Origin of the sequence: Microcoleus sp. B3-D2 (assembly GCF_036705345.1) — a bacterium.
Taxonomy (GTDB): domain Bacteria; phylum Cyanobacteriota; class Cyanobacteriia; order Cyanobacteriales; family Microcoleaceae; genus Microcoleus.
Genome location: NZ_JAUBUG010000033.1, coordinates 29,575 through 53,234, shown reverse-complemented (window position 1 = coordinate 53,234; position 23,660 = coordinate 29,575). Strand labels below are relative to the sequence as shown.

Sequence of the window (23,660 nt, the reverse complement as noted above, 5' to 3'; positions counted from 1 at the left end):
CGACTGACCCGTCAAAAAACGGAGATAAGCCCCCGACTTAATTCGTGGAGAACCAAAATTTTAGATTTTAGACTAAATTTCAATCTCCGAGATTCATCTGTGGAGTAAATCTAAAATCTAAAATCTAAAATCTAAAATCGACTGACGAGGTTTTAGGCTTGGCAGGGGCGGAGGTTGCAGTCGAATGCCAAGCTGGGGTATGTTGAGTGCGATGGCACAAGAATTCAACAAAAGTCTAGGCGCTTTCACTCCTACCTACTTTCGCTCAAAACCAGCCCTCTACCACCACGCAAGCGGAGTTATCAGTTCGTAGTGTTAAGTTGTGTGTTAAGAAATTGGTACGGTGTCAATGAATTTATTCGCTGAGTTCAAAGGAAGAGTTGTAAGTGTTGAATTTTGAGTATTGATTTCGCAATTCTCAACTCAAATCTCAATATTGCTAACTCGATAAAAGCCTCCTTATTTCAATCTCTCAGATTTATCTGCTGAGCATAACTCATAACTCTGTAAGGGCGGGTTTAACTACTTTATCTGTAACAGTTAACAGTGAACAGTCAACAGTTAACAGTGAACGGTCAACAGTTAAATTTTCTTCCACCCTGCACCAACTCACAGCTAATAACTCTTCAAGCCACTACTAATTACAGTGAAAGTCAGAGGCACTATGAGTGCGTAAGTGTCTCTAACTTGCTGCCAGTTTTGTGAGGAAATTGAATGACAAAGCAGATAGTTATAGCAGAGCAGCATCGCATTGCTGCCGTCTTTTCAGAAGATCAAATCCAAGAACTTGTGGTAGCCACAGGCAGCCACCAAGTCAGTGACATTTACTTGGGAATTGTTGAAAATGTACTCCCAGGGATAGATGCGGCATTCGTCAATATTGGCGACCCAGAACGTAACGGGTTTATGCACGTCACAGACCTCGGCCCGCTGCGCCTTAAACGCTCGGCAGGAGCAATTACAGAACTCCTGACCCCCCAGCAGAAAGTGGTGGTACAGGTAATGAAAGAACCGACGGGCAGCAAAGGCCCCCGGCTGACAGGTAACATTACCCTGCCGGGCCGCTATTTGGTACTGATGCCCTACGGCAGGGGAGTCAATCTCTCGCGGCGGATCAAGTCGGAAGCGGAGCGCAACCGCCTCAGAGCCCTGGCTATTTTGGTGAAACCGGCCGGGATGGGGCTGCTGGTACGCACTGAAGCTGAAGGGATGACGGAAGAAGCGATCATGGAAGATTTGGAAGTCCTCCAAAAACAGTGGGAAGCCGTTCAACTCGAAGGCGGTACTTCGCGGGCGCCGGCACTGCTCAACCGGGATGACGATTTTATCCAGCGGGTGCTGCGGGATATGTTCAGCGGTGACGTGAATCGGATTGTGGTGGACTCGCAAAATGGAATTAAGCGGGTGAAGCAGCAGTTGATGAGCTGGAATGGCGGTAAACTTCCTGCGGGAGTTTTGATCGACCACCACCGAGAGCGCGCCTCGATTTTAGAATTTTTCCGAGTTAACGCTGCGATTCGAGAAGCCCTCAGACCAAGGGTGGATTTGCCTTCGGGCGGTTATGTGATTATCGAGCCGACTGAGGCGCTGACGGTGATCGATGTCAACTCCGGCTCGTTTACTCGATCGGCGACGGCTCGGGAAACGGTACTCTGGACAAATTGCGAAGCAGCAACGGAAATTGCTAGACAACTGCGGTTACGCAATATTGCCGGGGTGATTATTGTTGACTTTATTGACATGGAATCCCGCCGCGATCAGTTGCAGGTGCTGGAACATTTCAATAAAGCTCTCAAAGCTGACAAAGCTCGGCCGCAAATCGCTCAACTGTCGGAATTGGGGCTGGTAGAACTGACCCGCAAGCGCCAAGGTCAAAATATTTACGAGTTGTTCGGCCACAGTTGTCCGACTTGCAGCGGATTGGGTCATCTGGTGCAACTCCCCGGAGAAGAAGACTTCGCCGCAGCGGTGCGGGAATCGGCCGATCGCACTGTTGCTACCTCGAACCGCGTTTTGTTGAATTTGCCAGAAGGATTGGAACGCCGCAGCTTGACGCCTGTGGCGGCTGCAACTCCTGCCCCGGTGCGGGAAGAACGCCCCCCCGAACCTGCTCGGGCTGCTTGGGAACCTCAGAGCGAAAGTGTGGATTTTGAGACCGGCAGCAATGCCTCGCCTTTGGACTTGCTCAACCATCCCAGCTATCAGGATTTGGGGAACGGAACCAGACGCCGCCGCCGCCGCCGGATTGGCGAAGAGCCTTTTGCTCTCCCGGCGGAGGAGGAACCGGTACGCAGCAAGTTGCGGCTGCCGAATACTTCGAGCGCGCCCGTCGCGGATACGCGCTCTGAGTATCTGGCACCCCCCGGCATCCGGGCGGCTTCGGAGGGCTTCGGGCTGGTGAATATGGCGACTGTTGGCAGGCGCGAGGATTTCGATCGCGTGCGTCCGGCTAAGTCTGAGTTGATGAAGCCGATGGTGGAGCCTCCAGAGGTGATTTCGGTGGAAATGACGGCGGAGGAGCAGGATGTTTATGCTCTGATGGGGGTTTCTCCTTTGGTGCTTACCGATCGCAGCGTGAAAAATCCTAAGAATGCGATCGTTTCGGTAACTCTCCCGGGAGCGGCCCCGAACAAGCCGCCTTTCGAGCAGCTCGAATTTGAATTTGAAGCGGCGGCGCCTGCTGAGAATGTTGAGGAACGGGATTATTATCCAGAAAGAGCGGTAGTTGAGCCTGTTTTTTCTGAGGATGATGATGATGATGAGGCCCAAATTTATGGCGAGAGTTCGATCGACGAAACTGATGATTTTGATCGGATTGAGGAACCCAGCGATGTGATGGGCCAATCCTATGAGCCGATCGAATCCCATGAGCCGATTGAATCCCATGAGCCGATCGAATCCCATGAGCCGATCGAATCTTATGAGCCGATCGAATCCCATGAGCCGATCGAATCCCATGAGCCGATCGAACCCAGCCAGCCCAGCGAACCCAGCGAACCCGAGGAGCCTGCTATCAACCGCCGCCGCCGCCGCCGCTCGTCAGCCGTTGTGGATGAGTGATATGAAGTCCGAGGGAAGAGGGAAGAAGTCAGAGGGAAGAGGGAAAAAGGAAGAAGTAGAAATTTTTACTCTCTTCCCATCTTTCCATCTTCCCCTTTCCCCCTCTCTCTCGAACACTCTAGTAATTGCAGGTGTGGATGAAGTCGGACGAGGGGCTTTGTTCGGGCCGGTGGTGGCTGCCGCCTGCATTTTGCCCGACGAAGTTCTCGATGAATTAGCAAGTTGCGGGGTGCGCGACAGCAAGCAGTTGAGTGCCGCCGCCCGGAGTCGGTTAGCCGTAAAAATCCGGGCTGTGGCGGTTGACTGTCAAATTGGTGTGGCTTCGGTGCGAGAGATCGATCGCCTCAATATTTTGCAGGCTTCTTTGTTGGCGATGAAACGGGCGATTTTGAAGTTGAAGGTGACGCCGGATTTGTGTTTGGTTGATGGGAATCAAAGAATTCCCAATTTGGCGATCGAGCAAGAGACGATGATTAAGGGTGATGCGCGATCGATTCAGATTGCTGCTGCTAGTATTGTGGCGAAAGTTTGGCGCGATGAATTAATAGTACGTTTGGCTGTTAAGTATCCTGAATATGACTTGACAAATAACAAAGGATATGGTACAGCTAAACATAAATTGGGGTTGGAACGTTGCGGGCGATCGGCTTTTCACCGACAATCTTTTAGTCCCTGTCGAAGATAGCTAGTTGTAGTCAATAATACAAGTCAGGTTAAATAGACATAATTCCGCTCAAAAAAAACGACTGTTCAAGAGGGTGCAGGTTACCATACCTTACATAAAAATTAACATTCTCAAAATCACCCAAAATGTTAAAAATTGAAGGCTACGAGATTCTAGATCGAATTTACGAAAGCCAAAATTCAACGGTTTATCGAGGCATTCGCGAACAGGACAATCAACTTGTTATCTTCAAAATGCTCGAGCAAGATTATCCAGATCCTGCTGAACTTACCCGCTACAAGCAGGAATACGAAATTACTTGCAATCTCCAAAATCTAGAAGGATTCCTCAAAGTTTATAGCCTACATGAGTATAAAAGAACCCTAGTCATTATCTTTGAAGATTATGGCGGCACTTCTTTAGAAATGTTGAAGGATAACCCTGTAGAAACGCCAAATATTTCATCTTTACAGCACTTCCTCCGCATCGCTATTCAAACAGCAGAGATTTTGGCTCAAATTCATGGTGCCAAAATTATCCACAAAGACATTAACCCCGCCAATATCCTGCTCAATCCAGAAACCGGGCAGGTCAAAATTATCGATTTTGGCATTGCTACCGTCTTCACCCGTGAAAATCCTACCCTAAAAAATCCCAATATTTTAGAAGGTACATTAGCCTATATTTCTCCAGAACAAACTGGAAGGATGAACCGTTCTCTCGATTATCGAACCGACTTTTACTCTTTGGGCGTTACCTTCTACGAACTCCTCACCGGACAACTTCCATTTGCCGCTGACGATGCTTTGGAGTTGGTACATTGCCACATCGCAAAACAACCAGTACCGCCGCATCAGGTTAATCCAGAAATTCCCCAAATTCTTTCTGATATCGCACTAAAACTGATGGCAAAAACAGCCGAAGAGCGATACCAAAGTGCCTGCGGAATCAAAGCAGATTTAGAAAAATGTTTGAACCAGTTACAGACAAAGGGCAAAATAGAATCGTTCCCCCTTGGCAGTCAAGATATTTGCGACAAGTTCCAAATTCCCCAGAAACTTTACGGACGCGAGGCAGAAGTTGCAGATTTACTAGCAGCCTTCGATCGAGTTAGCAAAACCGAAAATAATCAGCAATCCCGTAAAGAATTAATGCTGGTTGCTGGTTATTCTGGCATCGGCAAGTCAGCACTGGTATCCGAAGTTTATAAACCGATAACCAAGGCTAGAGGCTATTTTATCGCTGGAAAATTCGACCAATTTCAGCGCAATATTCCTTACTCTGCTCTTGTCAGTGCTTTCTCGGGATTAGTGCGACAATTATTGACCGAAAGCGAAGAACAGCTTAATCAATGGCGAGAAAAATTATTAGATGCTTTTGGTGCTAACGGTCAAATCATTATTGATGTAATTCCTGAAGTTGGATTGATTGTGGGCCAACAGCCGGCATTGCCGGAATTAGGCGCAATTGAATCGCAAAATCGCTTTAATCTTATCTGTAGCAATTTCATTCGGGTATTTTGCTCAAAAAAGCATCCTTTAGTCATTTTTCTGGACGATTTGCAGTGGGCAGATACTGCCACCCTCAAATTAATCCAACTGATGATGGCGGATGCAGATACCCAATATCTATTTTTGATTGGAGCTTATCGAGACAACGAAGTCAATTCCACCCATCCCTTGATGGTGACTCTGGAAGCAATCCGCTCCGATCAAGTATCTGTCGTCAACCAGATTACCCTTGTACCTTTAGCGCAAAAACATATCAATGAATTGATTGCTGATACGTTACAATGCGATGGTGCTTCGGTTCGCTCTTTAGCAGAATTAATCCTGAAAAAAACCCGGGGTAATCCTTTTTTTGTGAGTGAATTGTTGAAAACGTTATATGCTGAAAACCTGCTAAGCTTCGATTTTATCGATCGCACTTGGCACTGGGATATTGTTCAGATTGAGGCGAGGGCAATTACTGACAATGTGGTAGAATTAATGATTGCCAAACTCAACAAATTGCCGTCAACCGCTCAGCAGGTATTGCGTTTTGCAGCTTGTATAGGTGCAGAGTTTGACTTAAGCACTCTATCAATTATTTGCGAGCGATCGCCCGCTGAAATTTTCTCCGCTCTGAAAGAGGCGATTCAGTCTGAGTTGATTTTTACTTTCTCAGAATTAGATACTCAACTGTTAATTCACCACTATAAATTTGGACACGATCGCATCCAACAAGCAACTTATTCTTTGATTGACGAATCAGAAAAACAAGCCATCCATTTACAAATTGGTCGCCTGTTGCTAAAGAATAGTTCGCCCGAAACACGCTCAAAAAAAATATTTGAAATTGTCGATCATCTCAATCTTGGGATAGGGGCAAGCAGGGCAGTACAGCCCCTACTAACCCATCAACAAGAGCGAAACGAAATTGCCCAACTAAATTTGATAGCCGGCCAGAAAGCCAAAGCAGCGACGGCTTACACTGCGGCGGTTCAATATTTGAAGACAGGGTTAAGCCTGTTAACCGAAGAAAGTTGGCAAACGCAGTATGACTTAACCCTAAATCTCTATCAAGAAACTGTAGAGGCTCAATATTTAAACACCCAATTTCACCATGCAGAAACATTAGCTGAAGTTATCTTGGAACGAGCAATAAATCAGCTAGACAGGGTAAAAGCTTACGAACTTAAAGTGCAAATTTCTACCGCTCAAAATCAGCCACTTAAAGCAATAGAAACGGGTTTAGAAGCATTAAAATTACTGGAAATTTCTCTGTCGAGAGCGGAAGATAGTAACGTAGAGCTGCCAACACTGATGGACTTAGAAAGCTTCCCGCAAATGACTGACCCTGCTCAACTAGCAGCCATGCGGATTTTAATGTCTATTTCTCCCTCAGCTTTATTTGCGAAACCCGGAGTTTTAGTGTTAATTATGTTGACAATGGTTAACCTGACTATTCAAAAAGGTTATTCAGCCTTGGCTGCTTATGCTTATGTTGGGTATGCTGTTATCTGTTCGGGAAAAGGCAACATAGAAACTGGATATCACGCCGGACAATTGGCACTGAAGCTAGTAAATATATATCATGCTACAGAACTAAAAGCGAAAGTTTATAACTTATTTTGTTCTTTCGTTAAACACTGGAAAGACCCCGAAAAAAGCAGTCTTTCTCTGCTCCTAGAGGGAAGTAAAAGCGGACTGGACACAGGAGACAATGAGTACGCCTGTTATTGTATTAAAGCTTATTGTATCACCCTATTTTTGACGGGGGAAGGACTAGAATCTGTCGCCTCAAAAATGCAGCAATCCTGCGAACAATTATGGAAGCTTAAACAGGAATATGCTCTCTACCAGACTAATATCTGGCGGCAAGTTACCTTAAATCTTTTGGAAACAACTGCCACCCCATCTCGTTTGCTCGGCGAAAGCTTTAACGAGGAGGAAATAATTCCCCGTTTGCTAGCCACGAATAACCGCACTTTGCTTTGTCTGGTTTACCTCGCCAAACTAAATCTTTCTTACTTATTCAAAGACTCTGCCGGGGCCGTAAAAAATGCGATCGCAGCCGCAGAATACATAGATTCTCTCATGGGATTTATGTATGTTGCTGTGCATAACTTCTACTATTCTCTTGCCCTGCTCGCTCAGTATTCTCCCCAATTCCAGGAAAACTTGGAGCGAGTCGAATTAAACCAGGAGCAAATGAAGCAATGGGCAGAGCTTGCCCCGTTCAATTTCCAGCATAAATACGACCTAGTAGAAGCAGAAACAGCGCGAGTATTGGGAGATAATTGGCAAGCAGCAAAACTTTACGACCGAGCGATTAAAGGAGCAAGAGACAGCGGATATATTCAATATGAAGCTTTAGCCTATGAGCTAGCAGCAGAATTTTATCTGGCAAGCGGTATGGAGGAGATTGCCCAAACCTATCTCAAAGGAGCACACTACGGCTATACTCGCTGGCAAGCTAGGGCAAAAGTTGAGGATTTAGAAGCAAGATATCCACAATTACAGGCTAAATCTGCGGGAACTATTGGTAAAAACACAGGCACGAGCATCGCCACTTCTCAGACTACTACAGGAGCGGGTACAGCTTTAGATTTAGCGACAGTTATCAAAGCCTCTCAAGCCATTGCTGGTGAAATTGTGCTAGAGAAATTACTCCGAAACTTGATGAAAATTATGATTGAGAATGCTGGCGCACAGGTGGGCTACTTGTTGTTGGAATCTCATGGTAAACTACTGATTGAAGCATCGGGTGCAGTTGATTGCGACAGCATCAATTTATTGCAGTCAATCCCATTGGAAAGCAGTAACTTACTGTCACTATCAGTGATTAATTATGTAAGTCGGACTCACAAAGATGTTGTTTTAAATGATGCTACTCGTGAAGGTAAATTTACTAAGGACACTTATATAAAGGCACATAAAACTAAATCAATCCTCTGCGTTCCTCTGCTCAAACAGAATCAGCTTATTTCAATAATTTACTTAGAAAATAACCTGGTAACTGGTGCATTTACTCCCGACAGAGTAGCCCTGTTAAAAGTCTTGTCCTCCCAAGCTGCCATCTCGATCGAAAATGCCCAACTCTATACCAACTTAGAAGCAAAAGTAGAAGAACGCACTCAAGAATTATCACAAGCTTTAAGCAATCTCGAAGCCACCCAAGAAGGATTGATTCAATCAGAAAAAATGGCAGCTTTAGGACAACTTGTCGCCGGAGTGGCCCACGAAGTTAACACTCCCCTGGGTGCAATTCGCTCCTCGGCAGGAAATGTTTCTAAGTTCTTGAATCAAACTTTAGAACAGTTGCCCGCACTTTTTCAATCTCTCTCCCCAGAAGAAGCACAGGATTTCTTGAGTTTACTTCAGCGTTCCCTCCAACAAGAAGCAAGCTTATCAACAAAAGAAGAACGCAAATTAAAGAGAGCTTTGAGAAGCAAACTGGAAGAATTAGAGATTGATAGTGCCGATACCGTAGCCGATCGCCTAGTGATCATGGGGGTTTATAATGAAATAGATGCCTTTGTCCCGTTGTTGCAAAGATCCGATAGTTTACATCTCTTAGAAATCGCCTACAAACTTTCCGAATTAAAAAGAGGCATCGCTACTATCAACACAGCCACAGACAGAGCATCAAAAGTAGTTTTTGCCTTAAAAACTTATGCCCGCTACGAACAGTCTGGCGAAAAAACAGCAGCCAGTATTACAGAAGGTATTGAAACAATCTTAACCCTGTATCAAAATCTCCTCAAACAGGGAGTGGAGGTCATCAAAAACTATGCCGAAATCCCGCCGATACTGTGTTATCCCGACGAACTTAATCAAGTTTGGACGAATTTAATTCACAATGCTTTGCAAGCAATGGATTATCGAGGCACGCTAACAATTGAGTTAACGGCTGAAGATGACCAGGCTAAGATTAGCATTAGCGACAGCGGTCACGGGATACCAGAAGAGATAAAAGCGAAAATATTTAACCCGTTTTTTACTACTAAATTGGCAGGAGAAGGCAGCGGATTGGGACTAGATATTGTCAAGAAAATTGTTGAGAAACATCAGGGAAAAATTGAAGTGGAATCAATTCCGGGCAAAACTACATTTAATGTTTTCCTGCCAATGAGCGCTGTATAAGCAGGTCAAGGAGCTGGCAAACGATATAAGGTAGTAAGCCGATCGGATTTTGCGTGGCTCCGCCTAAGCTGCAATCTACCCCATTGATAGGATGTCAAAAATTAAAGCGTTTTGAGGCCCATAACTCCGATCGAACCGGAAACGGATGTAAAACAGCAGTACGATGGGCTATGCTCAGCTAAGCTACTACCCATATAAGTTTCTTAGTTTCGGCGACTGGGGGGAGGGGGAGAGGATGGGGCGATCCGTTGACTTGTGACCCCGCCCAACAACGGATACAAGCCCCGACAGGATTCGTGGAGAGGCAAAAATTTTAGACCCTTGTTCAAGCTCCCAGATTCATCTGTGGAGTCAATCTAAAATCCTTCGACTGAGCGCTCACGCCGAAGTCTCAAATCTCAAATTAAAATCGACTGATATCATTTCCGGTTACACCGGAATGATGTTGACGGTTGACTGTTGACTGTTGACTGTTGACGCCGTGAACAGTCAACCGTCAACAGTGAACTCGAATTTACTATTCCGATGCTAACGGATTTGATATGACATCTTCAGATAAGATGGGGTCTACTAATATACTTTACTACTTTGACTACTTTGACTACTTTGACTACTTTTGCTACTAATAACAATTAAAAAGGAGAAAAAATAGATGTCGAAACCAGTTATTTTGTGCGTTGACGATGAGAGAATGGTATTAGACAGTCTCAGGACGCAACTAGCAGCAGAATTTGGGAATGCCTACACCTACGAAGGAGCAGAAGATGCTGAGGAGGCTTTAGAGGTAATCAGCGAACTCTATGACGAAAAAATTACCCTTATTCTGATTATTTGTGATTGGTTAATGCCCGGTATTAAGGGAGATGAGTTGCTGATTCGCATTCACCAAAACTACCCCCATGTTATAAAAATTATGCTGACAGGTCAAGCCGATGAAGTAGCAATTAACCGAGCGAAAAAACAGGCTAACCTCCATTCTTGCTTATCTAAACCTTGGTTAGAATCCGAGTTGCTGGAAACTATTAAATCTGGTTTATCTAAACTATGAGTCAACAGGTAATTATCTGTGTCGATGATGAGAAAACTGTACTCAAAAGCCTCAAAGCAGAACTGCAAGAGGCTGTTGGCAATGATTATATAATCGAAATTGCTGAAGGTGGACAAGAAGCCTTAGAGCTAATTGAAGAATTGCTAGAGGATGGGGATGAAATTCCTTTAATTATTTCCGACCACATTATGCCTGACATGAAGGGAGACGAGCTGTTGAAACAGGCTCATATAATTTCGCCTAAAACTATAAAAATTATGCTGACGGGGCAAGCAGATATTGAGGCGATAACCAATGCTATCAACTCTGCAAACCTATATCGTTATATTACCAAACCTTGGCAAGCTGAAGATTTGAAATTGACGGTTAGAGAAGCGCTAAATAGTTATCTTCAAGATAAACAACTGGCACAACAAAACGCCCGACTTCAGCAAATGAATCAGGAGTTAGCCGAGTTAAACAGCCAGCAAACGGCACTGATTGCCAAACTCCATGAAAGCGAAAATCGCTTGACACAGTTTTTGGAAGCAATGCCGATTGGTGTAGGTGTGCTGGATGCGGACGGCCAACCTTACTACGTCAATCGGAAAGCAAAAGAGATATTTGGTAAAGGAGTTGTGCCGGATACGAGTTCCGAGCAATTGTCAGAGGTTTATCAACTCTATCAAGCAGGCACAAATCAAAATTATCCTACGGAAAATTTGCCCAGCGTGCGCGCGTTGAAGGGAGAAAGTGCTACGGCTGACGATGCAGAAGTTCATCAAGGCGACAAGATTATTCCCCTAGAAATCTTCGCTACTCCAATCTACGATCAACAAAGAAATATTGTTTATGCTATCACCACTCTTCAAGATATCACGGAACGCCAAGAAGCTGAGGCAGAACGCCAAAAGTTCATCGAGGATCTCTTTGAGGTCAATTGCAATTTGGAACTTTCACTGGATGCAGAATTAGAAATTGCGGAGGCGACAAGTCGCTTTGTACCCAAAGAGTTGTTAGCTTTTTTGGGATGTGACAGTATTGTTGATATTAAATTGGGAGAAGCGGTGGAGTTGGAAATGTCGGTTTTGTTTTCTGACATCCGCGATTTCACTACTCTCTCGGAACAAATGACACCGACAGAAAATTTCAAATTTATAAATTCTTATCTGAGTCGAATGGAACCGCTGATTTTGGAAAATCAGGGGTTTATTGATAAATATATTGGCGATGCAATTATGGCTTTGTTTAGCGAGGGGGCGGATGATGCTGTGAAAGCGGGAATTGCGATGCTGCATACTCTTGTTGAATACAATCGAGATCGCGCTTCTGTGGGTTATGTGCCCGTTGAGATTGGGGTGGGAATCAATACTGGTTCTTTGATTCTGGGTATAGTGGGCGGAAAAAGCCGGATGGACGGTACTGTGATTAGCGATGCGGTTAATTTGGCTTCTCGGATTGAAAGTTTGACGAAAAATTATGGGGTATCGCTGTTAATTACTCAGCAGACATTCGATCGCTTGAGAAATCCGGGTGATTATGCAATTCGGGTAATTGATAAAGTTCAGGTTAAGGGTAAGTCTGAATGGGTGACTGTTTATGAAGTTTTTGATGCGGATTTGCCGGAAGTTAAAGCAGGGAAGTTAGCGACTTTGCAAGTGTTTATTGAGGCTTTGTCTTTGTACAATATGAATAGTTTTAGGGAAGCTTCGGCACTTTTTGCGGATTGTTTGCGCCAAAATCCGGGGGATAATGTGGCTCGAATTTATTTGGAAAGGTGTAATTAAGGAAGAAGGAAGAAGGAAGAAGGAAGAAGGGAGAAGGAAGAAGGAAGAAGCAATAAAAGCCAGGGTTTCAGCTATACAGAACTTATGCAAAATTTCTATATGTAGGGCTGCAGGCACACCGCACCTTACTCGTTTAGTCCGATCGAGTTTTATGAGAACTTTAGTCCTCACTACAAACCGCGACTCGTTATCGGAAATGCGATCGCCCCGATCGCACTTTAGGATTGTTCGATCGGTTGTTCGATCGGTTGTTCGATCGGCAATTCTATGATAAACTCTGCTCCGTGGCCGAGTGCAGACACGCAGCTAAGTTTGCCACCGTGTTCTTGGACAACTTTGTAGGAAATTGACAGGCCTAAACCGGTGCCTTTGTCGGCGGGTTTGGTAGTAAAAAAAGCCTCGAATAACTGCTGGGAAACTTCTTCGGGCATACCGGGGCCGTTGTCAGAAATCCTAATTACAGCATTGGAGTTTTGGACTTCTGTCCTAATTTTAATCTTGCTGCGGTTAGCTTTGACTTCGCCAACTGAATGCCCTTCGTTGTATTCCTCGATCGCGTCGATCGCATTTCCGATCAAATTCATAAATACCTGATTGATTTTGCCGGCATAACACTCAACCAAAGGCAAATTTCCATAGTCCTTAATTACCGCAATTTCGGGATAGTTGCCTCTGGCTTTCAGGCGGCTTTGCAGAATCAGCAACGTTCCTTCAATCCCTTCGTGCAGGTTAACTTTGCTCATTTGAGAATCGTCTTTGCGGGAGAAATTTCTGAGCGATCGCACGATTTCCCGAATGCGATCGGCCCCAACCTGCATCGAAGACATCGCTTTCGGCAAATCTTCTAGCAGGAACTCTAGCTCGATATCCTTAATTTTATCTTGAATTGCTGCCGGCGGCTGCGGGCAGTGCTGCTGGTACATATCGAGCAAATTCAGCAAATCTTCCGTGTAGTGGCCGACGTGAACGAGATTGCCGCAGACGCTGCTAACGGGATTGTTAATTTCGTGAGCAACACCAGCTACCATTTGACCGAGAGTAGACATTTTTTCAGTATGAATTAATAAGGCTTGAGTTTGCTGCAACTCGTGCAAAGTATTTTCGAGCTGAATTTTTTGTTGGGTTAACTCTGTTTGCGATCGCCGCAAAGCTTCTTCACTGCGTTTCTGCTCGGAAATATCAGTAATTAACCCTTCTAAAGCTATCAATTCTCCGGACTCGGAAAACACTCCCAAACCTTGCTCCCAAACCCATTTTAATTCGCCGTTTTTAGAAGTAATTCGGTAATTTAGCTGATAGGGTCGATTTTCTTGCAAGGCAACTTGCACGGCATTCCACAAATTCTCCCGATCGTCCGGGTGAGTCAATTCCGATATAGAAACTTCCCGAGTGCCGATAAATTCTTCAGGAGAATAGCCTGCTAACTGATAGCAACCTTCGCTGACAAACTCCATACTGCGATCGGCATCGTTGCGAAAACGGTAGGCCATTCCCGGCAAATTGCTCATCAGCGTCGCCAAAGCCCGCTGACTTTCCCGTAGGGCTTCTTCGGCGTGTTTGCGATCGGTAATATCCGTCATCACCGCCAGCATACAGAGTTCGCCATCCAAATTAATCAACTCTGCAGACAGCAAACACACCACCACCGATCCAGACTTCATGCGAAACTCGCATTCCTGATTGCGAACCACACCTTGTTCGTGCAAACGTTGCCTAAAATTAAGTCTGTCTTGAGGCCTTACCCAAATATTTAACCCCGGTACTGTATTGCAATTCGTTTCTTCTAAAGCGTAACCAGTCATCGACAAAAAACTATCATTAACTTCAATAAAACGACCCTCTGCAAAAGTAGTAATAATCATCGGATCTGGACTTGAGCGAAAAGCCTTAGAAAATTTTTCTTCCGACAATCTCAACTTTTTAATAGCCTCTTCCAACTGACTTGTCCGCTCTTTAACCCGGCATTCCAATACCTCGTTAGCCTGCTTCAGGGCCTCCTCAGCCTGCACCCGATAAGTGATATCGCGCACCACGCCTTGCAGCCCCATTTTGCCGCCAATATCCATAGAAGTTAGCAGCACTTCCGCCGGAAACTCAGAACCATCCAAACGGCAGTGCCGCCAGTCAAAACGGCAATTTCCCGATCGCACAGCCGTATTAACTCGCTCTTGATAAAGACTCAGAGAATCTTGTCCGTCCGGTTGCAGCGGCGGGCTGAACTCCGAAGGATGCTTGCCGCAAAACTCCGATTCAGTGCTGCATCCAAATAACTTTAAAGTAGCCGGATTGCAATCCAAAAAACCCTCTTCGTCTAGCAGCATTACCGCATCAGTCGTCGATTCGTACAAAGTGCGAAACTTTTTTTCCGACGCCTGCAAAGAAGCAATCAACTGCATCTTTTCCTCAGCCGCCCGCTTTTGGTCAGTAATATCCTGCATTACTTGAGAAAAGCCCTTCAACTTTCCCCTTTCATCGCGCAAAGGAGTAACAATAATATTCGCCCAAAATCGCGATCCGTCTTTGCGAAGGCGCCAGCCTTCATTTTCGTATCGACCTTCTGCCACTGCCCGGATTAGTTTTTCGTTGTGCTTGCCGATTTCAAGATCTTCTTTAGTGAAAAAACACTCCGAATTATTGCCGACTATCTCATGAGATCTGTATCCAAAAATGCGTTCGGCACCCGAATTCCAGCTAGCTACATACCCCTCAGTATCTAACATGAATATAGCGTAATCCTTAACGCCTTCAATTATTAAGCGCAGGCGTTCTTCGCTTTCTCGAAGTGCAGATTCTGCTTGCTTGCGCTGGGTGATATCTTCTACAAAACCTTCGTAGTAGAGCAATTTACCCGCTTCATCGCAGACAGCCCGGGCATTTTCAGCGATCCAAATTATTGTTCCGTCTCGGCGATAAATCTGCGACTCAAAATCCGATACGATGCCCTGTTCTTGCAAAGCAGAAACAAACTGATCGCGCCGATCGGGATTGACGTAAAGCTGATCGCTGATATCAGTCAGACAGCCCATCAATTCTGCGGCGGAACTATATCCGTAGATGCGAGCCAAAGCTGGGTTAGCGCTGATGTAGCGACCGTCTTGGGTTGTTTGAAAAATGCCCGACACCGCATTTTCAAACATACTATAATATTTTGCTTCCATTTGGTGCAGTGCCTCCGCGACATTCAGGCATTCTATCGCTTTATTTTCTAATTTTTGATTTCCCACTTGTGAATACCCTGCTCTTGTGTGTGACTTGAATATTTTTGGTCTACCGCCTGTTAAATTTGAGCCGTTTGTTAGACTGAAATATGGTGTGTCGCAGCCGGAGACGAGTGTGTTTATTCATCTGTCCTACCGGGCTGTTAGTTGTTAGTGGTTGCTCCAGAAAGTTTAGTTGAGCGGGTATTTATTTGAGGCTTGACTGGCTGTCACGATCGCATTGGCACATCGCTCTGCCTGCGATGCAGGTGTTCTAGCAAAACCCGTTCCTTGAAATCTCCCTGGATATATTAGCAGTTGAATACCCTGAAATAAGTTAGTAGCAAGGATGTTGTTACAATAATAAAAGGCAGCGACTCCTACAACCGCAAGACTCTATTTTTAGGATTTGGGTGAGAGTGCGATCGACTCTTACCCGAGGCAACTAACCCGCCCGCAAGAGCTAAACGCTCGCTGTCCTTGCTGTCAGTCGATTGGAGATTTGAGATTTTAGATTAAAGAATTGACTCCACAGAGGAATGTGGGGCTCTCCTAAAATCTAAAATTTTTTGGTCTCCACAACTCCTGTCGGAAACTTTTATAGGTCTTTGGGTGCTCTGAGTCACTGTTAAGTATTATTGCTGATAGATAATACAGCAGACTGCTGGCAGTTATACGATCTGGGGTTTGTATGTAAAGTTGGCACAACAATAGGGTAATTGTTGTATCAAAAAATTCATATTCTGCTGCTGCGGGCGGAAAAATTCTGTAGCGGTGCTGGCATTTGGGTAAAAATCTGGGCCCGATCGGGCAAAATGTGGTCGGCAAGTCTGGTAAAATCCCGATCGATTCTCGGTTTGGCCGCAAAGCTCGATCGCGCTAAATTTGACTAGAAACTAATAAATGACAGATTCTCCTCTCCTAGCAACGCCAGAGTCATCCCCTGCTTCAACCCAGACGGCGGATTCTCCTGTGTGGCCAGCCCTGCTGCAACAACTATTAGACAGACAATCTCTCTCACGCGCCCAAGCAGCCGACTTGATGCAGGGATGGCTAGCAGAAGCTATTCCCCCCGTCCTTTCAGGAGCAATTTTAGCGGCCATCCAAGCCAAAGGCATCTCTGCCCAAGAATTGGTAGGAATGGCTCAGGTACTGGGTTCTCAGTCGCTTGCAGGTGAGTCGGAGAGCGTTTTCAATTCCCAATCTCCAATCTCCAATCTCAAATTAATTGATACTTGTGGCACCGGCGGCGACGGCGCTTCCACGTTTAACATTTCCACTGCTGTCGCTTTTGTGGCCGCCGCCGGCAAAGTTCGAGTCGCCAAACACGGAAATCGCTCCGCATCAAGCAAAGTGGGTTCTGCTGACGTGTTGGAAGCACTCGGAGTCAACCTCAACGCCGATGCCGCGAAGGTAAAAGCTGCCGTAGACGAAGTAGGCATCACCTTTTTATTTGCCCCTGGGTGGCATCCCGCACTTAAGGCTGTAGCGTCGCTCCGGCGCACTTTGAAGGTGCGGACTGTTTTTAACCTTTTAGGGCCCCTTGTCAATCCTATGCGCCCTACAGGGCAGGTAATTGGGGTGTTCGATCCTAGTTTGGTATCAACTATTGCTCAAGCTTTGGGCGAGTTGGGGACTGAGTTAGCTGTAGTCGTTCACGGCAGAGAAAAATTGGACGAGGCGGGGTTGGGAGATGTGACTGATTTGGCCGTTTTGTCGGATGGCAATGTGGAACTGACTACTTTAGACCCGGAAAAGGTAGGATTGACACCAAGTGCGATCGGCTCGTTAAAAGGCGGAAATGTTGAGGAAAACGCCGAGATTTTGCGGAACGTTTTGCAAGGCAAAGGTACGCCCGCACAAATGGATGTTGTAGCTTTGAATGCGTCTTTGGCTTTTCAGGTGGGAGGCGCAATTCCTATGGGTTCTCACGCAGCAGGAGTTTCTCTGGCTAAGGACATTTTATTGAGCGGCGAATCTTGGTTGAAGTTGCAGCAGTTGATTGAGTTTTTGAAATGAAGGAAGAGGGAAGAAGGAAGAAGGAAGAAGGAAGAGGGAAGAGGGAAGAAGGAAGAGGGAAGAAGTAAAGAAAAATTTAGAATGCCAAAATCTTTCCGATCGAACCGTCTAAAACTCAGCCTTCTGCCTACATACTTTTTCAAGTTGGGAAACTTTTTTCTCTCTTCTCTTCTTGTTGGTTAGTAAAAAAAATCCTTCTTCCTTCTTCCCTCTTCCTTCTTCCTTCTTCCTTCTTCCTTCTGTTTAAGACCGCGAGCGAAATTCAATCACATCTTGCTTAATCGTTATGTCTTTATTACCAAAAAAGTCGTGACCCAACAGTCCGATATCTAGGGATGGCGAGACGGCCACAACTACATTGTTAACCGCCAAACCACCTGCTTCAATAGAAGTCAAACGACCGAGGGGAAAAGTAGCCACTCCGTTCGGAGTTTGTGCTTGCACTGTTCCCTGAAGAACAACGCCCAAGGCTTTAGCCATTGCTGGTGTAATTACTGTGCCACTAGCTCCAGAATCTACCATCATCTCGAACTTTTGTTTGCCGTTAAACGTGACTTCTATGACGGGGATATTGGCCTCTCGGCGTTTAATTTTTGCCTGAAATACTCCAGACTTCGCTGCGGGCGCAGTAGCGGGATTCAATGCTTCGGGGAGAAAACCGCAGACTGATTGGCTGAGGTTGAGGGTTCGGCCTGACGAGCTCCGCATGAAGCATCCCTCACTTTCTTGAGCCACTGCTCGCGAGGAGTTGGCAACAGTCCCTATTAAAATTGAGCTGCTCAGAGAAATAGCTGTTGTTACAACCAGTAACGGTTTGCACCGTTTTTGAGAGTTCAGTAGATGCTTGTATAAGTTTGAGAGTAAAGGCAAGGGAGATTTACTAGCCATAGTTTCGTTAAACGCTGTAGCTCGATCGTAACAGCGACAACTGCCTTTTGGTATAGATTTAGACTTTCGGCCCTCATAAGCTGCTGGCAGATAAATTGCTGCCCCAGAGGGAGATGGAGAGACTAGGAGATGCCGAGGGTGGGGAGTGGGAAAATTGGCACTTGTTGCAGCTTTTTGATTACCTGTTGCTTCGGTCTCGGGCCTAGGTGCCTTGCTTTGCCGAACCCTTGCACAAATTAAAATAATATCTGTATATTGCCGACTAGCATCAAATCCCTGGCAGTGGTAAGAATGAAACCAAACGAAAGTAATTAAGGATGCCATGTCACTTTCAACTGCACAACCCGCTCTCCTAGTCCTGGCTGACGGTACTGCTTACCGCGGCTGGTCGTTTGGCGCTGACGCCACCGTCGTTGGCGAGGTAGTATTTAATACGGGAATGACGGGCTACCAAGAAGTATTGACTGATCCCAGCTATTGCGGTCAAATTGTAACTTTTACTTATCCAGAATTGGGCAATACCGGGGTAAATCTCGAAGACGAAGAATCCTCGCGCCCACAAATTCGGGGTGCGATCGCCCGCAACGTATGCAGCCGCCCCAGCAATTGGCGCTGCTCGCAATCTCTGCAAGACTACCTGAAACAGTACGATATCCCCGGAATTTACGGGATCGACACCCGCGCCCTCACTCGCAAAATTCGCACGGTGGGAGCGATCAACGGTGGCATTTCGACCACGATTCTCGACCAAGCAGAGCTTTTGGAGCAAGTGCAAGATGCCCCCAGCATGGACGGGCTGAATCTGGTCCAGGAAGTCACCACTCGCGAGGTTTACGAGTGGTCTGAAGCCACGGACTCGGTTTGGGAGTTCAGTCCTACAGTCAAACCTGCTAGCGGCGAAATGTGGACAGTGGTAGCGCTAGACTTTGGGATCAAGCGCAACATCCTGCGGCGTCTGGCGAGTTACGGGTGTCGGGTCATCGTTGTCCCGGCTGACACGTCGCCGGAGGAAATCCTCAAATACAACCCGGACGGCATTTTTCTCTCGAACGGCCCCGGAGATCCGGCGGCGGTAACGGAAGGGATCGCGACTGCGAAAGCTTTGTTAAAGTCGGACAAACCCGTATTCGGCATCTGCATGGGACACCAGATTTTGGGACTTTCCTTGGGTGCAGAAACTTTTAAACTTAAGTTCGGCCACCGGGGATTGAATCATCCAGCGGGTTTAACTCAGCAAGTAGAAATTACTAGCCAAAATCACGGTTTTGCCATCAACCCCGATTCCCTAGTCCCCGAAGTAGAAATTACTCATCTCAATTTGAACGATCGCACCGTAGCCGGATTGAAGCACAAAACTCTGCCGCTGTTCTCAGTGCAGTACCACCCGGAAGCCAGTCCGGGCCCGCACGACGCCGATTATTTATTCGATCGATTCGTGCAGTCAATGCGAGACAATCAGAAAGTAGCCAGCAGTAAGTAGTCAGCAGTCAGCAGTCAACCGCTAATGACTGCTGCCTCAAAAAAACTAAAAACCACTGACCAAAAAAAAGTGTAGACAAAAGACCAAAAAACTCCTATAATGAAGCCTCGACTTTAAGCCATATCTAGCTAGGAGGGTGTCATTCCTGAGTCATTGACCCTGACCGTTAGCCTCAGAGGCACTCGCGAAGTCAGGAATAACTGTCAGTTATTTCGCCTGACGGGCCTGCTGGACGCTTTTTCTGAGGCAACTTTTCGGAAGGTAATAAGCAAATGTATTGACGAGGGCCCAAAACACGTAATTTTGGACTTGTCTCAGATAGACTTTGTGGATAGTTCAGGCCTGGGCGCACTTGTGCAACTTGTCAAAAAAGCCCAAACCTTGGAGGGGACATTGCAAATTGTCTCAAATCCCCGCGTAACTCAGACTGTTAAACTGGTTCGCTTAGAGAAATTTTTGTCTTTGCAGCCTTCGGTTGATGAGGCGGTAAAAAACGTCAAGGATGCTTGACGCCAAAGTGGATTAAATTAGCTATCCGGTTCTCAACGCTGGATAGCAAATTTTTATTTTTGTGCTGGTAAAACAATACCGATTTACCCAGAAGCTGTGGCACGCGCCAGCCGCTATTTCCCCGAGGCTTAGAGTTTCGGTGGAGGGGCAGTAAAATATGTGTGGCAAACACGCGGAAAAATGGTATAAAAATTAGAGCATCCCGATTTGGTAAAAAGCCTTATTTTAGGAGTGCGATCGTCGCGCCAAGCTTTGCCTCTATATCTCGCTTCGTGATCTGACAGCGAACACTCCTGGGAAAGCTATAATTGCCTAAGTAGCGAAAGACGCAATAAGTAAGTGACTAGAAAAACCAAGCTGTGCGGAAGTTTTATTTAAAAAAGTATGTCGCCGATCGCAGATGACGGGCTCAAACTGAGTCTGACGGATATCAGTTTAAATCGAGTGCATCCTGCGAGGGCTACACCAGCAGAAATAGAAAGAATTTCGCCCGCAGCCTGGGCATATTTGGGAGATGCAGTGTACGAACTCTACGTTCGCAGTTCGTACTTAGTCCCACCCAAAAAATTGCAAGCTTATCACGAATTGGTGGTGGGGCAAGTACGAGCCGAAACTCAAGCGCGTCACTTGCGATCGCTCTCTCCTTACTTGAACAGTACAGAATTAGCAATTGTCAAGCGCGGCCGCAATGCTGCAGCGGGTCGTTCTAAGCGAGCAGATCCAGAGATATACCAACAAGCCAGCAGTTTAGAAACCTTGGTCGGATATTTGTATCTCACCGATCCCGAAAGATTGACCGAACTTCTGGGACTTTTAGATCTTGAGACTTAAAGGATTAAGCAGTTAAGAGTTGGGAATGGGGAAGGATTAATTAACCATCCTTGCACGGCTAACATAAAACCGCAAAAATCTCGATCGGCAAAACAGGATTTATCAGTTATTAACTAGCAATTTGATCACAGCAAAATCCTTGCTCCCTCCCTAGAATATCTAAAATCTCAACGCCCCAAGATTGCTCCCTCAATCAAGAATCTCAAATCTACAATCTACAATCCATTAGCCTTCAGCTAAAACGTTTTGACCACAACAAACCAATGAGAAAATTTACCAGACCAAACTCCTCGCGATCGAATTCCGACAGCAAGCCATTCAAAAGCGAAGGCCGCCGTCAGGACTCAGAACCATCCTCTGCCCGCTTTGAACGCAAGCCCCGTCCCGACACTCGCGGAGTAGACGCGCCTCAAAAGCGATCGACCTTCGCTCCGCAATCGCGAGAAATGCCCGTGAGAGCAATTTTCAAACGGAGAGTCGATGCCGACGGCCAACCGGAAATTCGCAGAAATAATCATTTCAAAGACAGAGACAGCAGCCCGCAGGAATCCCGGGGCAATTATTACCAAGACAGAGACAGAGATAGCAGCCCGCAGCCGGCCCGCAACAATTTCCGAGATAGAGACAGAGACAGCAGCCCGCAGCCGGCCCGCAACAATTTCCGAGACAGAGACAGAGACAGCAGCCCGCAGCCGGCCCGCAACAATTTCCGAGACAGAGACAGAGACAGCAGACCGCAGGAATCCAGGGGCAATTATTACAAAGACAGAGACAAAGACAATAGCCCGCAGGAATTTCGGGGCAACCATTTCAGAGACAGAGACAAAGACAGAGACACTCGCCCTGTTGACAGTGCCTCAAATACAGTTGTGCAACCAGACGCAGACACAGACGACATGATTTACGGCCGCCATGCGGTGCAAGCGGCTTTAGAAACAAACCAAGTCCTCAACCGCATTTGGGTTGTCCCCCACCTGCGCTACGATCCCCGCTTTCACAGCTTGCTAACCGAAGCCAAGGCCAACGGCAGCATCATTGATGAAGTTGACGATTTGCGCCTCGACTACATCACGCGCAAGGCAAACCACCAAGGCGTAGCGGCTCAAGTATCAGCTTACGAATACCTTGATTTGAGCGAACTGATCGCAAAGGCTAAGTCGGCTTGCGAAGATCCAGTAATTGTGGTAGCAGAAGGACTCAACGACCCGCACAATCTAGGGGCGATTATTCGCACCGCAGAAGCATTGGGCTCTCAGGGCATGGTGATTCCGCAGCGGCGGGCTGTTGGGATTACCTCGGCAGTGAGAAAAGTGGCAGCAGGGGCATTGGAAAGCCTGCCCGTGGCGAGGGTTGTCAATCTTAACCGGGCGCTGGAAGAACTCAAAGAGGCTGGATTCTGGATTTATGGTACTGCAGCAGGCGTCGGTCAATCTGTAGAGACAGTCAAGTTCTCTGGGCCCACTGTTTTAGTGGTAGGTGGTGAAGCTGATGGTTTGAGCCTTTTGATACAGCGCGGATGTGACGGATTAGTTTCAATTCCTTTAAGGGGCAATACTCCTAGCCTGAATGTCTCGGTAGCAACGGGGATGGCTTTATACGAAATTTACCGTCAGCGCGGGCCCAAAAAGTTTCACGTACACGGATCGTAAAGGTGGTTGAAAAAAAGAACACAACAGAGTAGTTTATTGTGAATGCCACTCACAATGGAGTGGCACCACACCCTGAACAAGTAAGGGTAGCCGATCGACTGTCGTTACTTGTTCAGGCGAAAGTAGAAGGGGCTTTGCCCCTAGGTTCAAACAGGAATTCGACACCAATTTATTTAGATATCAGCTTTAAATAGGTTTGGATCAGTTCTTGGCAGCAGTCAGCCACGTGTAAATAACAGAAGCCTAGGCGTGTTCGCAGCACCCTGAAAACACCGTCAAATACATTAGAAAAGCAGGTCAGGAACCTCAGCTATCAGGCATGAGGCTTGAAGGAGAAATCTAACAAGCCATTCTGACCAGCCTAAGTCTTAATTGACTACGTTTTTTGAGTCACGACACCGGAGAATGCGAAGCTAGTTTTCCGCTCTGTCGCTAGTAGTTAAACAACTTTAAGGTCACTGAAGTAGTGCTGCTAGCCTAAAAAGCTCTTAAAACATTGGCGAAGCTAACTTTACTCCGCAAGGAGAACGGGACAACCATATCCCGGCGGGGAGGCAACCATACCTCCCCAACCCCGCAAGGGAATTGTAAAGCCGTCCTAAAAGGACGGGGTTTCAAACCCATAATTCTGATGAAAGAATTCTTGATTAGCTTGCTCAACTTTTTCGGATTGGCTTGGTGGGTTGAAGTTAAAACTTCAGCGCCGCGGTGCATTTACTATTTTGGCCCGTTCTTAACCGATGGAGAGGCGGAAGCTGCAAAAGCAGGATATGTAGAAGATATAGAAAATGAGGGGGCAGAAGGTGTTAGTGTTTCGATTCACCGCTGCAAACCAATTACTTTGACGGTTGCAGAAGATTTGGGAAAGCTTGGTGATGGAGGGCTGTGGCCGGTTTTGAGCGGTCAGTAGAAGCAGGGGAG

Annotated in this window: 15 protein-coding genes; 13 read left to right on the top strand and 2 right to left on the bottom strand. The window is 46.4% G+C overall.

What is annotated here, in order from left to right:
* Window positions 1-714: 714 nt before the first annotated feature.
* The 6 genes from QUB14_RS14380 to QUB14_RS14355 all read left to right on the top strand — a co-directional run bounded on the left by QUB14_RS14380 (window position 715) and on the right by QUB14_RS14355 (window position 12,436).
* A complete protein-coding gene (locus QUB14_RS14380; protein WP_333217621.1) occupies window positions 715-3,060 on the top strand; it encodes an Rne/Rng family ribonuclease in 2,346 nt (781 codons plus the stop codon).
* 1 nt (window position 3,061) lies between these two features.
* Entirely contained in the window at window positions 3,062-3,745 is a 684-nt protein-coding gene (locus tag QUB14_RS14375; RefSeq protein WP_333217622.1) for a ribonuclease HII, read from the top strand.
* 125 nt (window positions 3,746-3,870) lie between these two features.
* A complete protein-coding gene (locus QUB14_RS14370) occupies window positions 3,871-9,351 on the top strand; it encodes an AAA family ATPase (protein WP_333217623.1) in 5,481 nt (1,826 codons plus the stop codon).
* A 652-nt stretch (window positions 9,352-10,003) separates the two neighbouring features.
* Window positions 10,004-10,399: a response regulator gene (locus tag QUB14_RS14365; RefSeq protein WP_333217624.1), complete on the top strand. Its 396-nt coding sequence runs from the start codon at window positions 10,004-10,006 to the stop codon at window positions 10,397-10,399.
* Complete coding sequence (locus QUB14_RS14360; protein ID WP_333217625.1) at window positions 10,396-12,165, top strand: adenylate/guanylate cyclase domain-containing protein; 1,770 nt, start codon at window positions 10,396-10,398, stop codon at window positions 12,163-12,165. Before QUB14_RS14365 ends, QUB14_RS14360 begins: the two co-directional genes overlap by 4 nt.
* Window positions 12,131-12,436: a hypothetical protein gene (locus QUB14_RS14355; protein ID WP_333217626.1), complete on the top strand. Its 306-nt coding sequence runs from the start codon at window positions 12,131-12,133 to the stop codon at window positions 12,434-12,436. Before QUB14_RS14360 ends, QUB14_RS14355 begins: the two co-directional genes overlap by 35 nt.
* Here the strand turns inward: QUB14_RS14355 and QUB14_RS14350 are convergent.
* On the bottom strand, window positions 12,384-15,389 hold the full coding sequence (locus QUB14_RS14350) for a PAS domain S-box protein (RefSeq protein WP_333217627.1): 3,006 nt from the start codon (window positions 15,387-15,389) through the stop codon (window positions 12,384-12,386). The genes QUB14_RS14355 and QUB14_RS14350 overlap by 53 nt on opposite strands.
* 692 nt (window positions 15,390-16,081) lie before the next feature.
* Between QUB14_RS14350 and QUB14_RS14345 the strand changes: the two genes are divergently transcribed.
* Both QUB14_RS14345 and trpD read left to right on the top strand, forming a co-directional pair.
* Complete coding sequence (locus QUB14_RS14345) at window positions 16,082-16,255, top strand: hypothetical protein (protein ID WP_333217628.1); 174 nt, start codon at window positions 16,082-16,084, stop codon at window positions 16,253-16,255.
* Between the two features lie 10 nt (window positions 16,256-16,265).
* A complete protein-coding gene (gene trpD / locus QUB14_RS14340) occupies window positions 16,266-17,381 on the top strand; it encodes an anthranilate phosphoribosyltransferase (RefSeq protein WP_333217629.1) in 1,116 nt (371 codons plus the stop codon).
* Between the two features lie 243 nt (window positions 17,382-17,624).
* Here the strand turns inward: trpD and QUB14_RS14335 are convergent, their stop codons facing one another.
* Window positions 17,625-18,593, bottom strand: a complete 969-nt coding sequence (locus tag QUB14_RS14335) for a retropepsin-like aspartic protease (protein ID WP_333217630.1) — start codon at window positions 18,591-18,593, stop codon at window positions 17,625-17,627.
* Here QUB14_RS14335 and carA point away from each other — a divergent pair.
* From carA to QUB14_RS14310, 5 genes are all read left to right on the top strand, one after another.
* The gene (gene carA / locus QUB14_RS14330) at window positions 18,592-19,749 is read left to right on the top strand and encodes a glutamine-hydrolyzing carbamoyl-phosphate synthase small subunit (protein ID WP_190662119.1); all 1,158 of its coding nucleotides are present in this window, start codon (window positions 18,592-18,594) and stop codon (window positions 19,747-19,749) included. The genes QUB14_RS14335 and carA overlap by 2 nt on opposite strands.
* Window positions 19,750-19,902: 153 nt before the next feature.
* On the top strand, window positions 19,903-20,259 hold the full coding sequence (locus tag QUB14_RS14325) for an STAS domain-containing protein (RefSeq protein ID WP_015176627.1): 357 nt from the start codon (window positions 19,903-19,905) through the stop codon (window positions 20,257-20,259).
* Window positions 20,260-20,643: 384 nt separating this feature from the next.
* Complete coding sequence (locus tag QUB14_RS14320) at window positions 20,644-21,090, top strand: Mini-ribonuclease 3 (RefSeq protein WP_006632383.1); 447 nt, start codon at window positions 20,644-20,646, stop codon at window positions 21,088-21,090.
* A gap of 263 nt (window positions 21,091-21,353) precedes the next feature.
* Window positions 21,354-22,739 carry a 23S rRNA (guanosine(2251)-2'-O)-methyltransferase RlmB gene (gene rlmB / locus QUB14_RS14315; protein WP_333217631.1) on the top strand — a complete coding sequence of 462 codons (1,386 nt, stop codon included), beginning with the start codon at window positions 21,354-21,356 and terminating at the stop codon, window positions 22,737-22,739.
* A gap of 631 nt (window positions 22,740-23,370) precedes the next feature.
* Complete coding sequence (locus QUB14_RS14310; protein ID WP_333037226.1) at window positions 23,371-23,649, top strand: DUF1816 domain-containing protein; 279 nt, start codon at window positions 23,371-23,373, stop codon at window positions 23,647-23,649.
* Window positions 23,650-23,660 lie beyond the last annotated feature (11 nt).

What these genes read in the sequence shown, in the direction of transcription:
- QUB14_RS14355 (WP_333217626.1), top strand. Translation starts at nt 12,131, where the DNA reads ATGTGGCTCGAATTTATTTGGAAAGGTGTAATTAAGGAAGAAGGAAGA.
- QUB14_RS14360 (WP_333217625.1), top strand. Translation starts at nt 10,396, where the DNA reads ATGAGTCAACAGGTAATTATCTGTGTCGATGATGAGAAAACTGTACTC.
- QUB14_RS14310 (WP_333037226.1), top strand. Translation starts at nt 23,371, where the DNA reads ATGAAAGAATTCTTGATTAGCTTGCTCAACTTTTTCGGATTGGCTTGG.
- rlmB (WP_333217631.1), top strand. Translation starts at nt 21,354, where the DNA reads ATGAGAAAATTTACCAGACCAAACTCCTCGCGATCGAATTCCGACAGC.
- QUB14_RS14365 (WP_333217624.1), top strand. Translation starts at nt 10,004, where the DNA reads ATGTCGAAACCAGTTATTTTGTGCGTTGACGATGAGAGAATGGTATTA.
- trpD (WP_333217629.1), top strand. Translation starts at nt 16,266, where the DNA reads ATGACAGATTCTCCTCTCCTAGCAACGCCAGAGTCATCCCCTGCTTCA.
- QUB14_RS14370 (WP_333217623.1), top strand. Translation starts at nt 3,871, where the DNA reads ATGTTAAAAATTGAAGGCTACGAGATTCTAGATCGAATTTACGAAAGC.
- QUB14_RS14320 (WP_006632383.1), top strand. Translation starts at nt 20,644, where the DNA reads ATGTCGCCGATCGCAGATGACGGGCTCAAACTGAGTCTGACGGATATC.
- QUB14_RS14335 (WP_333217630.1), bottom strand. Translation starts at nt 18,593, where the DNA reads ATGGCATCCTTAATTACTTTCGTTTGGTTTCATTCTTACCACTGCCAG.
- QUB14_RS14380 (WP_333217621.1), top strand. Translation starts at nt 715, where the DNA reads ATGACAAAGCAGATAGTTATAGCAGAGCAGCATCGCATTGCTGCCGTC.
- carA (WP_190662119.1), top strand. Translation starts at nt 18,592, where the DNA reads ATGTCACTTTCAACTGCACAACCCGCTCTCCTAGTCCTGGCTGACGGT.
- QUB14_RS14375 (WP_333217622.1), top strand. Translation starts at nt 3,062, where the DNA reads ATGAAGTCCGAGGGAAGAGGGAAGAAGTCAGAGGGAAGAGGGAAAAAG.